Annotated in this window: 14 protein-coding genes and 1 pseudogene; 3 read left to right on the forward strand and 12 right to left on the reverse strand. The window is 70.4% G+C overall.

What is annotated here, in order from left to right:
- Positions 1-5: 5 nt before the first annotated feature.
- Both JF781_RS16300 and dprA read right to left on the reverse strand, forming a co-directional pair.
- Positions 6-875, reverse strand: coding sequence for a siderophore-interacting protein (locus tag JF781_RS16300; RefSeq protein ID WP_225328571.1), 870 nt, complete (start codon positions 873-875; stop codon positions 6-8).
- A gap of 33 nt (positions 876-908) precedes the next feature.
- The gene (gene dprA, locus JF781_RS16305) at positions 909-2,084 is read right to left on the reverse strand and encodes a DNA-processing protein DprA (RefSeq protein WP_225328572.1); all 1,176 of its coding nucleotides are present in this window, start codon (positions 2,082-2,084) and stop codon (positions 909-911) included.
- A gap of 113 nt (positions 2,085-2,197) precedes the next feature.
- Here dprA and JF781_RS16310 point away from each other — a divergent pair, with 113 nt between their 5' ends.
- Positions 2,198-2,467 (forward strand): DUF4190 domain-containing protein, encoded by a 270-nt coding sequence (locus JF781_RS16310; RefSeq protein ID WP_225328573.1) that lies wholly within the window; start codon positions 2,198-2,200, stop codon positions 2,465-2,467.
- Between the two features lie 26 nt (positions 2,468-2,493).
- On the opposite strand, the gene JF781_RS16315 is transcribed toward JF781_RS16310, so the two are convergent.
- The 5 genes from JF781_RS16315 to JF781_RS16335 form a co-directional block, all read right to left on the reverse strand.
- On the reverse strand, positions 2,494-4,005 hold the full coding sequence (locus tag JF781_RS16315) for a YifB family Mg chelatase-like AAA ATPase (RefSeq protein ID WP_225328574.1): 1,512 nt from the start codon (positions 4,003-4,005) through the stop codon (positions 2,494-2,496).
- Positions 4,005-4,379, reverse strand: coding sequence for a YraN family protein (locus tag JF781_RS16320; protein ID WP_225328575.1), 375 nt, complete (start codon positions 4,377-4,379; stop codon positions 4,005-4,007). Before JF781_RS16320 ends, JF781_RS16315 begins: the two co-directional genes overlap by 1 nt.
- 113 nt (positions 4,380-4,492) lie before the next feature.
- The gene (gene fdhD, locus JF781_RS16325) at positions 4,493-5,314 is read right to left on the reverse strand and encodes a formate dehydrogenase accessory sulfurtransferase FdhD (RefSeq protein ID WP_225328576.1); all 822 of its coding nucleotides are present in this window, start codon (positions 5,312-5,314) and stop codon (positions 4,493-4,495) included.
- Positions 5,314-7,653: an FdhF/YdeP family oxidoreductase gene (locus JF781_RS16330; RefSeq protein ID WP_225328577.1), complete on the reverse strand. Its 2,340-nt coding sequence runs from the start codon at positions 7,651-7,653 to the stop codon at positions 5,314-5,316. Before JF781_RS16330 ends, fdhD begins: the two co-directional genes overlap by 1 nt.
- 45 nt (positions 7,654-7,698) lie before the next feature.
- Positions 7,699-8,688 (reverse strand): NAD-dependent epimerase/dehydratase family protein, encoded by a 990-nt coding sequence (locus JF781_RS16335; RefSeq protein ID WP_225328578.1) that lies wholly within the window; start codon positions 8,686-8,688, stop codon positions 7,699-7,701.
- A gap of 191 nt (positions 8,689-8,879) precedes the next feature.
- On the opposite strand from JF781_RS16335, the gene JF781_RS16340 reads away from it, so the two are divergent.
- On the forward strand, positions 8,880-9,650 hold the full coding sequence (locus JF781_RS16340; protein ID WP_225328579.1) for a GAF and ANTAR domain-containing protein: 771 nt from the start codon (positions 8,880-8,882) through the stop codon (positions 9,648-9,650).
- 6 nt (positions 9,651-9,656) lie between these two features.
- Here JF781_RS16340 and JF781_RS16345 read toward each other — a convergent pair whose 3' ends face one another.
- The 4 genes and pseudogenes from JF781_RS16345 to rplS form a co-directional block, all read right to left on the reverse strand.
- Positions 9,657-9,962 (reverse strand): DUF2469 domain-containing protein, encoded by a 306-nt coding sequence (locus JF781_RS16345; RefSeq protein WP_003875077.1) that lies wholly within the window; start codon positions 9,960-9,962, stop codon positions 9,657-9,659.
- A gap of 15 nt (positions 9,963-9,977) precedes the next feature.
- Positions 9,978-10,749 (reverse strand): annotated as a pseudogene (locus tag JF781_RS16350) (ribonuclease HII).
- A 2-nt stretch (positions 10,750-10,751) separates the two neighbouring features.
- Positions 10,752-11,657, reverse strand: a complete 906-nt coding sequence (gene lepB / locus JF781_RS16355) for a signal peptidase I (RefSeq protein WP_225328581.1) — start codon at positions 11,655-11,657, stop codon at positions 10,752-10,754.
- 94 nt (positions 11,658-11,751) lie between these two features.
- On the reverse strand, positions 11,752-12,093 hold the full coding sequence (gene rplS / locus JF781_RS16360) for a 50S ribosomal protein L19 (protein WP_064877853.1): 342 nt from the start codon (positions 12,091-12,093) through the stop codon (positions 11,752-11,754).
- Positions 12,094-12,454: 361 nt separating this feature from the next.
- Between rplS and JF781_RS16365 the strand changes: the two genes are divergently transcribed.
- A complete protein-coding gene (locus JF781_RS16365; RefSeq protein WP_225328582.1) occupies positions 12,455-13,444 on the forward strand; it encodes a hypothetical protein in 990 nt (329 codons plus the stop codon).
- On the opposite strand, the gene trmD is transcribed toward JF781_RS16365, so the two are convergent.
- Complete coding sequence (trmD, locus tag JF781_RS16370; protein ID WP_225328583.1) at positions 13,441-14,166, reverse strand: tRNA (guanosine(37)-N1)-methyltransferase TrmD; 726 nt, start codon at positions 14,164-14,166, stop codon at positions 13,441-13,443. The genes JF781_RS16365 and trmD overlap by 4 nt on opposite strands.

Consider the following 14,166-nt stretch of genomic DNA (forward strand, 5'->3'; position numbering starts at 1 on the left):
AGCCGTCAGGCGGACGAGTTCGCCGACTCCGCCTCGGACTCTGACTGGGCCAGTTCCTTCTTCCACTGGCGGAACGTCTCTTCGGTGCGGCCGCGGCGCCAGTAACCCGAGATGGACGACGCCCATTTCGCGTCCACGCCCCGCTCCTTGCGGATGTAGGGCCGCAGATTGTGCATGACGGCCTGCGCCTCACCGTGGATGAAGACGTGCACCTGCCCGGGCAGCCAGGGGGAGCTGGTGACGGCCTCGATCAGCGGCGCGTGATCGCCGGCGCGATCCTCGGGCACCAGGTCGGCGCGCCCGCCGCGGTACACCCAATGCACCTCGACGCCTTCCGGGGCGGTCAGCGGGATCTCGTCCTCCTGTCCCGCCACCTCGATGAACGCCTTCCCGACCGCGCTGGGCGGCAACGCTTCCAGAGCCGCGGCGATGGCCGGCAGCGCCGATTCGTCGCCGGCCAGCAGGTGCCAGTCGGCGGCTGGGTCGGGCGTGTACGCGCCGCCGGGGCCCATCAGGTAGATCGGCTGGCCGGGTTGGGCCGTCGACGCCCACTGGCCGGCCGTCCCGTGCTCGCCGTGCACGACGATGTCCAGGGCGATTTGGCGGGCCTCGACGTCGACGTGCCGGACGGTGAGGGTGCGCACGGACGGCCGTTTCTCCGGGGGCAGGCCGGCGAAGCTGTCGAGGGTCAGCGGCTCGGGCAAACCGGCCACGTCCACGTCGTCGGCGACGAACGCCAGCTTGACGTAGGAGTCGGTGAACTTGCTGGGCACGAAGGCGTCAAAATTCTTGCCCCGCAGCACCACCCGCACCATGTGCGGGGTGAGTTGCTCGGTACCGACAACCTCGAAGCATTGCAGTGGTCGACCTGCCACGTGTCCTCCTGTCCGATGCCCGACTCGCCTCGACTATACGAGTCGCGGCGTTGATGCAGCGTGGCCTGCGGCGGCCCGGACGATTCGCCAGCGCCCGTCCTGGCGCTGCACCAACCCGGCCAGCTCGAGCATCGCCAGGGGCCCCAGCACCTGCTCGGGCATCAACCCCGACGCGACCGCGATCTCGTCGACCGAGGCGGCGCCGCGGCCCGGCAACGCCTCGTAGACCAGGCGCTCGGCGTCGCTCAGGCCGTCCAACGGCGTGACCGGGCGCGGCTCGTCGGAGGCCAACTCGCCGATGTGGCCGATGAGCTCGACGATGTGCTCGGCGCGGGTGACCAGCTCGGCGCCGTCGCGCAGCAGCGCATGGCAACCCGCCGACGCCGACGACGTCACGGGTCCGGGCACCGCGGCCACCACCCGCCCCAGCGCCCGCGCCCAGGCGGCGGTGTTCGCCGCCCCGCTGCGCAGACCCGCTTCGACCACCACCGCCGCCCCGGCGACGGCGGCCACCAGGCGGTTGCGGGTCAGGAACCGGTGACGGGCCGGGCGGACACCGGGGGCGTATTCGGTGAACAACAGCCCGTGCTGGCCGACGCGGTGCAGCAGCGCGGTGTGACCGCTCGGGTAGGGGACGTCGAGCCCGCCCGCGAGGACCGCCACGGTGATCCCGTCGCCGTCGAGCACGGCCCGGTGGGCGGCGCCGTCGATGCCGTAGGCGCCGCCCGAGACGACGGCGACGTCGCGTTGCGCGAGGTCGCCCGCCAGTTCTCCGGCCATCTGCTCGCCATACGCCGTCGCGGCCCGCGTCCCCACCACGGCGGCCGCCCGGTGCGCGACCTCGTCGAGCCGGGCGGGGCCCTGCGCCCACAACACCATCGGCGCAACCATCGGCGGGCCGCCGCGCCGTCGTGGTTCGGCGCCGCGGAATGCGGCGAACGCCAGCAGCGGCCACTCGTCGTCGTCGGGGGTGATCAACCGCCCGCCCCGCCGGGCGATCGTCTCGAGATCGGTTGCCGACGTGTCGATGTCACGCCTGGCCTCGGTGTGCCGGGCCACATCGTCGTCGACCGCTCCGCGCCGGACTCGCTCGGCCGCCTCGACGGGGCCGACCCGGCGCACCAGGGCGGCGAGCGCGGCGCAGGGCGGTTCGGCCACCCGGGACAGATAGGCCCACGCCCCCTGCGCGGCACCGTCGACCGCGGTCATCGCCGGGTTCCCGGCGCCAAGGATCCGCCAAGAATCCGACCAGCCGCGCGCGCGAACGTGATGTCGTCAGCCACCGGGCGCCGCACACTCACCCGCACCGAACGGAGCGCACCATGATCCTGCCGATGGCGCACCCGGCATCCGAGCGCCCCATAAACCCCTGGGCGGTCGCGGCGTTCGTGCTGAGCCTGGTCAGCTGGATCGGCTTTCCCACCCCCGTCATCAGCATCGGTCTCGCCTGCATCGCGTTGCGGGAGATGGAACAGCGGGGCGAAAGCGGGCGCGCCATGGCGCAATTCGCCCGCGCGTTCGCGATCCTGGTGAGCGTCGCGATCGCGTTGCGCGGCGGGCACACGGATTGGCTGACGATGGTGCGCCGGTGACCGGGGCGGCCGGGCGGTCGCGGCGCTCACCGCTGCGCCCCCGCCTGCCGGAAGCTCAGTGCGGTGGCGACCTCGTCGAGCCCGGGCGAGGTGTGGCCGGCCAGGTCGGCCAAGCTCCACGCGACCCGCAACGTGCGATCGAGGCCGCGGATGCTGAGCAGTCCACGGTCCAGCGCTCGTTGCAGCGGCTCCATCGCCGCGCTGCTGGGACGGAATTTTCGGCGCAGCAGGGTCCCGCTGACTTCGGCATTGGTGCGAAAGCCGTGCGGCAGCCAGCGCTGCGCGGCGGCCGCACGCGCGGCCGCCACCCGCTCACGCACCTGTGCGGTGGATTCGCCGTCGCGAGCCGAGAACGCCGTTGCCCGCACGGGATCCATCTGCACCCGCAGGTCCACGCGGTCCAGCAGCGGCCCGGACAACTTGCCCAGGTAGCGGCGTTTGGTCGCCGCCGGGCACATGCAGTCCTGCGGATTGGCCGGCGCGCACGGGCACAGGTTGGCGGCGAGCACCAGCTGGAACCGGGCCGGATAACACGCCACGCCGTCGCGGCGGGCAAGACGAATCTCGCCGTCCTCCAACGGTGTTCGCAAGGCCTCCAGGGCGCTGACCCGGATCTCGGCACACTCGTCGAGGAACAGCACCCCGCGATGGGCCCGGCTGACGGCGCCCGGGCGCGCCATCCCGGAGCCCCCGCCGACCAGCGCCGCGACGCTGGAACTGTGATGGGGCGCCACGAACGGCGCCCGGGTGATCAACGGCGTGTCCCCAGACAGCAACCCGGCCACCGAGTGGATCGCGGTGACCTCCAGCGACTCGCTCTCCGAAAGCGGCGGCAGTAGGCCCGGAAGACGTTGGGCGAGCATCGTTTTGCCCACTCCCGGCGGGCCGGTGAGCATGAGGTGGTGCGCCCCGGCGGCGGCCACCTCCACCGCGAACCGCGCCTGCGTCTGCCCGACCACGTCGACCAGGTCGACCACCGGCTCCTCGGGTGTGCGGTCCGGATCGATCCTGTGGTCCAGGGCGCCGCTGCCGCCGAGCCACTTCTTCAGCTGCCCCAGGGTCCGCACGCCCCACACGTCGATGCCGTCCACCAGGCTGGCCTCGGCCAGGTTGTCCGCCGGGACCACCGCGGCCGGCCACCCGTCGCGTTTGGCGGCGAGCACGGCGGGCAGCACCCCGCGCACCGGCCGCACCCTTCCGTCCAGCGACAGCTCGCCCAGCAACACGGTTTTCTCCAGCCGGTCCCATGGGTTCCTTCGCTGCGCCGTGAGCACCGCCGCGGCCAGGGCGATGTCGTACACGCTGCCCATTTTCGGGAGCGTCGCCGGCGACAACGCCAGCGTGAGCCGCGCCTGCGGCCAGTCGTTGCCGCAGTTGGTGACCGCGGCCCGGACGCGGTCACGCGACTCCTGCAGCGCGGCGTCGGGCAGACCCACCAGGTGCACGCCCGGCAGTCCGGACGTGATGTCGGCTTCGATCTCGACGATCTCGCCGTCCACACCGCGCACCGCGACGGAGAACGCGCGCCCCAGCGCCATCAGCCGACGCCTTGCAGGTGGGTGATCTCCGGGGTACGCCGGCGTCCGACCCGCACGCCGATCACGTCGATGCGGATCGCCGCCCACCGCCGGTCCTGGCCGGCCAGCCACAGCCCGGCCAGCCTGCGCAGCCGCCGGACCTTGCGCGGGGTGACCGCATGCGCCAGTCCCCCGTAACCATCGCCGGTGCGGGTCTTGACCTCGACGAACACCACCGTGCCGGCGCGGTCGCAGGCGATGATGTCGAGTTCGCCGTAGCGGCAGCGCCAGTTGCGGTGCAGGATCCGCAATCCCGTGCGCCTCAGGTGATCCACGGCGAGCGCCTCGCCCATCGCCCCCAGTTGGATCCGGGTCATCGTCGTTTCGGTTGTCATGCGGGCCACGGTGCCCGCCGGGGCCGACGGGTCGGGCCGCCGTCGCGGGCTGCGGCCGCCCGCGCCCGCGGGTTATCCCCAGTGCGGCGTCCATCCACAGGCGGCGGAGAACCCTAGGTGATCCGGTCGGCCCTGGTGTAGATGTTCATCGAGTCCTCCCGCAAGAACGCCACCAGCGTCAGGCCGGCCTCCTCGGCCAGCGAAACCGCCAGCGACGACGGCGCGGACACGGCCGCCAGCACCGGAATCCCGGCCATCACGGCCTTCTGGGTCAGCTCGAACGAGGCCCGCCCGCTGACCAGCAACACCGAGGCTTCCAGCGGCACCCGCCGGTGCTCGAGCGCCCAGCCGATCACCTTGTCGACGGCGTTGTGCCTGCCGACGTCCTCACGCACCACCAGCATCGTGCCGTCGACCCCGAACAGCGCCGCCGCGTGCAGGCCCCCGGTGCTGTCGAAAACCTTTTGCGCGGAACGTAGTTGGTGGGGCATCGCCTTCAGTGTGGCCGCCGCGAGGGTGGCGGGATCGGCACCCGGGGTGAACCGGCTGCTCAGCCGCACCGCGTCCAGCGACGCCTTGCCGCAGACCCCGCACGACGAGGTGGTGTAGAAGTTGCGGGTGACATCGAGGTCGGGTTTGGCCACGCCGGCGGTCAGCGTCACGTCCAGCACGTTGTACGTGTTGGCGCCGCCGTCGTCGCGGCCCGCGCAGTAACGGATGCTGTGCACATCGTCGCGGCCGCCGATGACCCCTTCGGTGAGCAGAAAGCCTTGGGCGAGTTCGAAATCCGATCCCGGCGTGCGCATCGTCACGGTGACCGCCGCCCCGTCGACCCGGATCTCCAACGGCTCCTCGACGACCAGGGTTTCCGGTCGGGTGATCGCCTCCTCGGCGGTCAGATGCGTGACCCGCCGGCGCGACGTTACGTGCCCCACTACGCGGCTTCACCGCCGGCTGCGGGCTCCACGCGGATGACGACGGCCTTCGACACCGGGGTGTTCGATTTCGCCGCCGTGTGATCCAGCGGGACAAGCGAGTTGGTCTCGGGATAGTAGGACGCGGCGTTGCCGACCGGAGTCGAATACGCAACCACGAGAAAGTCTTTCGCGCGCCGTTCCTGAAGCCGGCCGTCGGCGTCCGTCCACTCCGACACCAGGTCGACGCGCCCGCCCGCGGTCAGGCCGAGCGCGTCGATGTCGGCGGGGTTGATGAACACCACGCGGCGCCCGCCCTTCACCCCGCGATAACGGTCATCGAGGCCGTAGATCGTGGTGTTGTACTGGTCGTGGCTGCGCATGGTCTGCAGCACCAGCCGGCCCGGGGGCACCGGCACCCACTGCAGCGGGTTGACGGCGAAGTTGGCCCGCCCTGTGCTGGTGTGGAATTCGCGTGTGTCACGCGGCGGGTGCGGAAGCTGGAATCCGTCGGGCTGGCGCACCTTGCGGTTGTAATCGGCGCACCCGGGGACCACCGCGGCGATCGCGTCGCGGATGGTGTCGTAGTCCGCGGCGAAGCTCTCCCACGGGACCGGGTGCGCCGCACCGAGAAGCGTGCGGGCCAGCTGGCAGACGATTTCCACCTCGCTGCGCACCTGGTCGCTGGGCGGGTGCAAGCTGCCGCGGGACAGGTGCACCATCGACATCGAATCCTCCACCGAGACAACCTGTTTCCGTCCCCCGCGAATGTCACGGTCGGTGCGGCCGAGGGTGGGCAGGATCAGCGCGGTATTCCCGTGCACGAGATGGCTGCGGTTGAGTTTGGTCGAGATCTGCACGGTGAGCGCGCAATTGCGCAGGGCGGCCTCGGTGACGACGGTGTCGGGGGTGGCCGACGCGAAGTTGCCGCCCATGCCCATGAACACCTTCGCCCGCCCGTCGCGCATGGCCCGGATCGCGGCCACGGTGTCATACCCGTGCTTGCGGGGACTGGCGATACCGAACCGGCCGTCCAGGGCGGCGAGAAACTCCTCGGGCATCTGCTCCCAGATGCCCATTGTGCGGTCGCCCTGCACGTTCGAATGTCCGCGCACCGGGCACACCCCGGCGCCCGGCTTGCCGATCATGCCCCGCAGCAGCAGCAGGTTGGTGATCTCGCCGATGGTGGCGACCGCGTGGGCGTGCTGGGTCAGGCCCATCGCCCAGCACACCACCGTCCGCCGCGACGCCATCAGCATGTCGGCGACGCGGTCGAGCTGCGGCCGTTCGATGCCGGTGGCGGCGAACACGTCGTCGAGGTCGATGTCGAGCGTCCGGCGCCGGTATTCGTCGAACCCGGAGCAGTGTGCCTCGACGAACGCGGTGTCGACGACGGTGCCGGGGGCGCGCTCTTCGGCCTCCAGCAGCAGTCTGCCCAGCCCGGCGAACAGCGCCATGTCACCGCCCAGGCGGATCTGCACGAATTCGTCCGCGATCGGGATGCCGTGGCCGACGACGCCGTGCACCTTCTGCGGGTCCTTGAACCGGATCAGCCCGGCCTCGGGCAGCGGGTTCACCGCAATGATGTTGGCGCCGTTGGCCTTTGCGTTCTCCAACACCGAGAGCATCCGGGGGTGGTTGGTGCCCGGGTTTTGTCCGGCGATCACGATCAGGTCGGCGAGCTCGACGTCCTCGACGGTGACCGAACCCTTTCCGATGCCGATCGACTCGGTGAGCGCCGAACCCGACGACTCGTGGCACATGTTGGAGCAGTCCGGCAGGTTGTTGGTGCCGAAAGACCGGACCAGCAGCTGGTAGCAGAACGCGGCCTCGTTGCTGGTGCGGCCCGACGTGTAGAACACCGCCTCATCGGGGCTGTCCAGGGCGCCCAGCTGGTCGGCGATCATCCGGTAGGCGGCGTCCCAGCCGATCGGGCGGTAGTGGTCGTCACCGGGACGCAACACCATGGGGTGGGTCAGCCTGCCCTGCTGGGACAGCCAGTACTCGGGCTTCGCCGACAGCTCGGCGACCGAATGCCGGGCGAAGAATTCCGGTGTGACGGTGCGTTTCGTGGCCTCTTCGGCGACGGCCTTCGCGCCGTTCTCGCAGAATTCGGCCAACTTGCGCCGGCCGTGCTCCTCGGGCCACGCGCACCCGGGACAGTCGAAGCCATTGCGCTGATTGAGCCGGGCCAGCGCCGCCGCGGTGCGCAACGCGCCCATCTGCTCGAACCCACGCTGCAGCGAGACCATCACCGCCCGAACGCCCGCCGCCTCGCGCTTGCGGGGGGTGACCGTGACCGCGTGTTCGTCGTAGTCGGCGGCGGCGGGGCCGGACACGGCCGAACGGTGGGACCTCACAGCATCAAATTACCGCTTCGCGGGCGGGCCGCGCGCTCTCCGGTTTCAGACCGCTGCAGCCAACGCCGCCAGCGCCTGCGCCGAGGTGTAGACCGGCCGCCAGCCCAGCTGGGTCTTGGCCTTGGTGGTGTCCATGACCATCGACGTGCGCGCGGTGTGCAGCCATTCCAGCATCGCCGGCATCAGCGGAACGCGCGAAATCGCCGCCGAGGCCGCCGAGGCCGCGACGGCGGGAACCCGGACCGACCGCGCGCCCAGCGCCTTGGCCACGTCGGCGACCGCCACCACACCGTCACCGGCGATGTTGTACGCGCCCGGCGGCGCCGGGGCGGTCGCCGCCAGCGCGATCGCGGACGCGACGTCGTCGTGATGAACCAGCTGCAGCGGGAAACCCGGATCCGGCACCACCGGTTTCAGCAGGGGAACGGCCTTGAGCGCCTTGACGATGGCGCGGATCGGGCCGGGCAGCTGATTCCAGGGCATGGCGTCGGCCAGGGCGGTCGCGCTGGGCCCGGCGACCACGCACGGCCGCAGGACGAAGACCTCCAGCGGCGAATCCTCGGTGATGTCGGCGAGCATCGCCTCGCACGCGGCCTTCTGCGCGGAGTAGTAATGCTCGTCGGACCCCCGCACCGGCGCATCCTCGGTCAGCGGGACGGGGTTGTCGGAGTGGTAGCCGTAGGCCGCCACCGACGAGGTGTACACCAGGCGCCGCGGCCGCTCGGCGGCCACCGTCGCCTCGAACACGTTGCGGGTGCCTTGCAGGTTGACGCGGGCGCTCTCGTCGCGCGAACCCATGATGATGAAGGCCAGGTGGATCACCACGTCGGCCTGCGCGACGACGGCGTCGACGGCCTCGCGGTCCAAGATGTCGCCCCGCTGATAGGTAGTCTTGAGCCAGCCGCGTGACGACGGGTCAAACGGGCGACGCGCCATCCCGATGATGGCGTCGACGGCAGGTTCGCGCTCCAGCGCCGTCACCGCGGAGATGCCGATCTCCCCGGTGGGCCCGGTCACCGCGACGGTCACACCCATGTAGACGTCCTTCCCTCCCGTTCTCAGCCGAAACTTTGCGCGGAAACGCCGACGCGGTCAAAGGGGACCGACGGGACGCTCACCGATTCGCTGCGACCGGACCAAACCGCGTGTAAGGGTGGGGCCGGCGACCGATAATCTACGGCGACCGTAAGGTCACAGCGCCAACATCGCAGGAAACGAGGCACAGCATGGCGGACAACGCGAAAGCCCGCGCGGTCGCGCCCCCGACGGGTGGGGAGAAGGCCGACCCCTCGACCGTTTTCGCAGCTCTGGCCGAAATCATCTATCGGGGCTCGGACGCCAACGAGATGTACGCCGCCATCTGCGTCGCCGCCACCCTGGCCATCCGCGGCTGCGACCACGCCAGCCTGATGGTGCGCGAGAACGACCGATACATCACCGTCGGCGCCAGTGACCGGCTGGCGCAGCACGTCGACGAGCTGGAACGGCGCGCCGGCGACGGCCCGTGCATCGACGCGATCGAGGAGGAGACGCCCCAGATCGAGCCCGACCTGACCACGCCGTCGCTGTGGCCCAAGCTGGCGGCGGTCCTGGTCGCGGAGACACCGGTACGGGGCGCGATGGGATTTCGCCTCCTGGTGGACAAACGCAAAGGGGCCGCGCTCAATCTGTTCAGCGACACCCCGAACATGTTCGACGCCGAGTCCGCCGGGCGGGCGGCGGTGCTGGCCGCGTTCGCCAGCGTCGCCATCAACGCGGTCGCCAAGGGGGAAGACGCCGCGAGCCTGCGACGGGGACTGCTCAGCAACCGGGAGATCGGCAAGGCGGTCGGCATGCTGATGCTGCTGCACGACATGAGCGAGGACGACGCCTTCGACCTGCTGCGCCGCCACTCCCAGGCGCTGAACATCAAGCTGGCCGAGGTCGCGCGTGCGGTCATCGAGCAGCGCGGTCAGCTGCCCGCCCTCGCCGACACGCAGCCCCCACCGAACGGCTGACGGCGGCTATTCGGGGAGCCGCAGCTCGGGCTTCTCGACCTCTTCGATGTTGACGTCCTTGAACGTGACGACGCGCACCTGCTTGACGAACCGCGCCGGCCGGTACATGTCCCACACCCAGGCGTCGGACAACCGCAATTCGAAGTAGACCTCGCCGTCGGCGTTGCGCGGCGTCATCTCCACGCTGTTGGCCAGGTAGAAGCGCCGCTCGGTTTCCACGACGTAGCTGAACTGGCCGACGATGTCCTTGTATTCGCGGTACAGCGAGAGCTCCATCTCGGTTTCATACTTTTCGAGATCTTCTGCGCTCATCTGTCACTCATCCGCTCAGACGTCCTTCTCCCACATGCTGTCCCCGGGACCCTGGTCCCATCTTTCCTCACCGATATCCGTCGCGCTGCAGCGGTGGGTCCGGGGCGCAGTCCGCCACCAGCTTGGCACCCGAGGAGTTCGCGACGCGCCGCACGTTGATGAACGAATAACGATGCTCCGGGCAGGGGCCCAGCTGCGCGAGCGCCGCGCTGTGCGCCGGCGTGCCGTAGCCCTTGTGCAGGGCGAAGCCGTAACCGGGGTGATCGGCCTCCATGGCCACCATCAGCCGGTCCCGGCTGACCTTCGCCAGCACGCTGGCCGCCGCGATGCACGCCGCGACGGCATCGCCGCCGATGACCGGCAGCGACGGGACCGCCAAACCGGGGACGCGGAAACCGTCGCTCAGCACATACCCCGGCCGCACGGACAGCCCGGCGACGGCGCGGCGCATCCCCTCGATGTTGGCGACGTGCACGCCGCGCCGGTCCACCTCGGCCGGCGGGATGAACACCACGTGGTAGGCCAACGCATAGCGGCGAATCAGGGGGAACAACTTCTCCCGAGCGGCCTCGGTGAGCTTCTTGGAATCGTCAAGCGCGGCAAGGCTTTCCATTCGCCCCGGACCGAGCACGCAGGCGGCGACCACCAGCGGGCCGGCGCAGGCGCCGCGCCCGACCTCGTCGACGCCGGCCACCGGGCCCAACCCGCTGCGGTAGAGCGCCGACTCCAGGGTGCGCAACCCTGACGACTTCCGGATCACCGTCCGCGGCGGCCACGTCGTGGCCATGACTACCGGGTCTGCTGCGGGTTCACCGACTCCACGCCACCCCATCGGGACGGCGGCCACACGATGAACCTGGCCTTGCCGATCACGTTGGACACCGGCACGGTCCCCGAGGTGGGATCGCCCGTGCACAGCACACCCTTGAGCGCCTCGGCCGGCACGCTGTTGCAGTGGGCGCGCGAATCCGCCGAGTGCGTCCGGTTGTCGCCCATCACCCACAGCCGCCCGGCCGGAACGGCGACCGGCCCGAACTCACTGCCCAGGCACGGGTAGACCGACGGGTCGGCCGCCATGGTGTTGCGATCCAGGTACGGCTCCTTCAGCGGCTTGCCGTCGACCGTCAGCCCGGTCTCGGCGCGGCACGCCACCGTCTGTCCCCCGACCGCGATAACCCGCTTGACCAGGTCGTTTTCGTCGGGGGGCACGAAGCCGATGAAGGACAGCGCATTCTGCATCCAGCGCAGCACCGTGTTGTTCGACCGGATCGACTTGTAGCCGAGGTTCCATGGCGGCGGCCCCTTGAAGACGATGACGTCGCCGGGGCTCGGCGCGCTGAACCGATAGCTGACCTTGTCCACCATGATCCGGTCGCCGACGCAGCCCGTGCAGCCGTGCAACGTGGGCTCCATGGATTCCGACGGGATCAGGTAGGGCCGCGCCACGAACGTCAACATGACGTAGTAGAGCACGATCGCGATCACCGCCAGCAGGGCGAATTCGCGCAGCGTGGAGTGCTTGGAGGCTTCGGCCTCGCCCGGCTCGGGCGCCGGGTCCGCGGGGCCTGGTTCGGGGACCGGCCCGTCGGCCGTACCGGCGTCGTCGGGGCGCGTCTCCGGATTGCGCGTAGAGACCTTCGGATCTGCTTCGCCAGCGCGGGACTGGGGGTTGGATGAATCCGCGGTGTCGGTCACGAGATCAGCGTAGCCAGCGCGGGATGTGGCCCGGCAAGCCGGCGAGTGATCCGCGTCGGAAACCGAATCACCAGCGCCGCCAAGGCGTCCCGGCTCAGCGCTTCTCCTTGATCTTGGCCTTCTTGCCGCGCAGCTCGCGCAGGTAGTACAGCTTGGCGCGGCGGACATCGCCACGGGTGACGACCTGGATGTGGTCGATGTTGGGCGAGTGCACCGGGAAGGTCCGCTCGACGCCGACGCCATAGCTTTCCTTGCGGACGGTGAAGGTCTCGCGGATGCCACCGCCCTGGCGGCGGATCACCACGCCCTTGAACACCTGGATGCGCTCCTTGGCGCCCTCGATGACCTTGACGTGCACGTTGATGGTGTCGCCCGGGCCGAAAACCGGGATGTCGTCGCGCAGCGACGCCTGATCGACGAAGTCCAGCCGGTTCATCTGAGAGACACTTCCTTGAGGTCGCGGCCGACGGCAGCTACCCACACGCGGGTGTGGGGCGGCCGCCGAGCCGATGGGCTTTCTGGCGTATCTCGCAGCAGGCGGGAAAAGGCCCGACCGGCCTGCAGCCGCTGGAGACAACTGGTCAATTGTGCCAGACGGTGCGCGTGCCGCGAAAATCACACGAAGTCGGCGGTTCGCGGCGAGCCGAACGCGCTGGTGAATGGTACATATGACTGGGGTCAGAACGCGCTGCCCGCACCGTTGCGTGATGGCCGGGACAGGTGGCGCGAGTGGTCCCGCCGTTGCACCGTGTCCACGTCAAGTCGAAGTCAAGTCGAAGTCACGCCGGAGGAGTCGCATGCGGGTACGGCCGCTGACGCTGCTCACCGCCACCGCGGCGGTGACGTTGCTGGTCGCCGCCGGGTCCGAGGCGCTGGTTCAGGCCAAGGTCTACAGCTTGCCGATCAACGCGCCCGTGCGGGTCATCCCCCAGCGGCCGGCACCGGCGCCACCACCGCAGTCGGCGGCGCTGATGCTCGAGGCCGCCACACCGCCGCAGGAGCCGCCACCGCCCCTGGCGCTGCCGGGCGCGGGGTTCGCCCAGCTGCAGGCCCGCGTCCAGCAGGCCACCGACGAGGCCGCCGCCAGCGGCGCCGCGCTGTCGGTCGCCATCCTCGATCGCCGCACCCACCAGCTGGTTTCCAACGGCAACGGCCAGGTCGTGGGCACCGCGTCGGTGGCGAAGCTGTTCATCGCCGACGACCTGTTGCTGCACGAGGCCGAGGGCAAGGCCGCCCTGAGCACCGACGACCGCCAGGCGCTCGACATCATGCTGCAGTCCTCCGACGACGGCGCGGCCGAGCGGTTCTGGGGGCAGGGCGGCGGGTCCGCCATCATCTCCGAGGTGGCGGCCCGTTACGGCCTGGCGTCCACCACCCCGCCCAGCGACGGGCGCTGGTGGAACACCATGAGCTCGGTGACCGACTTGATCCGCTATTACGAGATGCTGCTGGACGGGTCCGGTGGCCTGCCCGCCGACCGGGCCAAGATCATCGTGAGCGACCTCGCCCAGTCCACTCCCAACGGCCTCGACGGCTACCCGCAGCGGTTCGGCATCCCCGACGGCCTGTACGCCGAGCCGGTCGCGGTCAAGCAGGGCTGGATGTGCTGCATCGGCAGCGACTGGATGCATCTGTCGACGGGCGTGATCGGGGCCGACCACCGCTACATCATGGTGGTGCAGTCTTTGCAGCCCTCCGACGACGCCACGGCGCGAGACACCATCACCCGGGCGGTCAAGGCGATATTTCCCGAGGGCCGCATCGACGTGCCGGCGCGCGGCCTTTAGCGGAGCGGTTCGCCGCCGGGCTCAAGCCGACGGCCCGGCTCGAGCAGCTCGGGGCGGCGTTCGCGGGTGCGCTGCAGGGAGATCTCCCGGCGCCACGCGGCGATTCGCGCATGGTCACCGGAGAGCAGCACCTCGGGGACGTCTAGCCCCCGCCAACTCGGCGGCCGGGTATAGCTGGGGCCCTCGAGGCGGCGGTCCAGGGCGGGCGAGTGCGAATCATCAAGGCGCGACGCGGGATTGCCGAGGACGCCGTCGAGGAGCCGCAGCACGGCCTCGATCATCACCACCGCCGCCGACTCCCCGCCCGGCAACACGTAATCGCCGATCGAGACCTCTTCCACCCGCATCCGCCGCCCGGCGTCCTCGATGACCCGCTGGTCGATGCCCTCGTAGCGACCGCACGCGAACGCCAGGTGCTTCTCGGTGCTCCAGCGCGCGGCGGTGGCCTGGGTGAACAGGGTGCCGGCCGGTGTCGGGACGACCAAAAGTGTTTCGCCGGAGCAGATTTCATCGAGCGCCTCGCCCCACACCGGCGCCTTCATCACCATCCCCGGGCCACCGCCGTAGGGCGCATCGTCGACCGAGCGGTGCACGTCATGCGTCCACCGGCGCAGGTCGTGCACGGCCAGATCGACCAGCCCGGACTGGATCGCCTTGCCGGGCAACGATTGCCGCAGCGGGTCCAGGTAGTCCGGAAAGATCGTGATGACGTCGATTCTCAT

Source organism: Mycobacterium sp. WUMAC-067, from assembly GCF_020217485.1.
In the GTDB taxonomy this organism is placed as follows: domain Bacteria; phylum Actinomycetota; class Actinomycetes; order Mycobacteriales; family Mycobacteriaceae; genus Mycobacterium.

Excerpts from the sequence above, each read along its gene's own strand:
- trmD (WP_225328583.1), bottom strand. The coding sequence starts at position 14,166 with ATGAGAATCGACGTCATCACGATCTTTCCGGACTACCTGGACCCGCTG.
- JF781_RS16320 (WP_225328575.1), bottom strand. The coding sequence starts at position 4,379 with ATGACAACCGAAACGACGATGACCCGGATCCAACTGGGGGCGATGGGC.
- JF781_RS16340 (WP_225328579.1), top strand. The coding sequence starts at position 8,880 with ATGGCGGACAACGCGAAAGCCCGCGCGGTCGCGCCCCCGACGGGTGGG.
- dprA (WP_225328572.1), bottom strand. The coding sequence starts at position 2,084 with ATGACCGCGGTCGACGGTGCCGCGCAGGGGGCGTGGGCCTATCTGTCC.
- JF781_RS16335 (WP_225328578.1), bottom strand. The coding sequence starts at position 8,688 with ATGGGTGTGACCGTCGCGGTGACCGGGCCCACCGGGGAGATCGGCATC.
- rplS (WP_064877853.1), bottom strand. The coding sequence starts at position 12,093 with ATGAACCGGCTGGACTTCGTCGATCAGGCGTCGCTGCGCGACGACATC.
- JF781_RS16365 (WP_225328582.1), top strand. The coding sequence starts at position 12,455 with ATGCGGGTACGGCCGCTGACGCTGCTCACCGCCACCGCGGCGGTGACG.
- JF781_RS16310 (WP_225328573.1), top strand. The coding sequence starts at position 2,198 with ATGATCCTGCCGATGGCGCACCCGGCATCCGAGCGCCCCATAAACCCC.
- JF781_RS16345 (WP_003875077.1), bottom strand. The coding sequence starts at position 9,962 with ATGAGCGCAGAAGATCTCGAAAAGTATGAAACCGAGATGGAGCTCTCG.
- JF781_RS16315 (WP_225328574.1), bottom strand. The coding sequence starts at position 4,005 with ATGGCGCTGGGGCGCGCGTTCTCCGTCGCGGTGCGCGGTGTGGACGGC.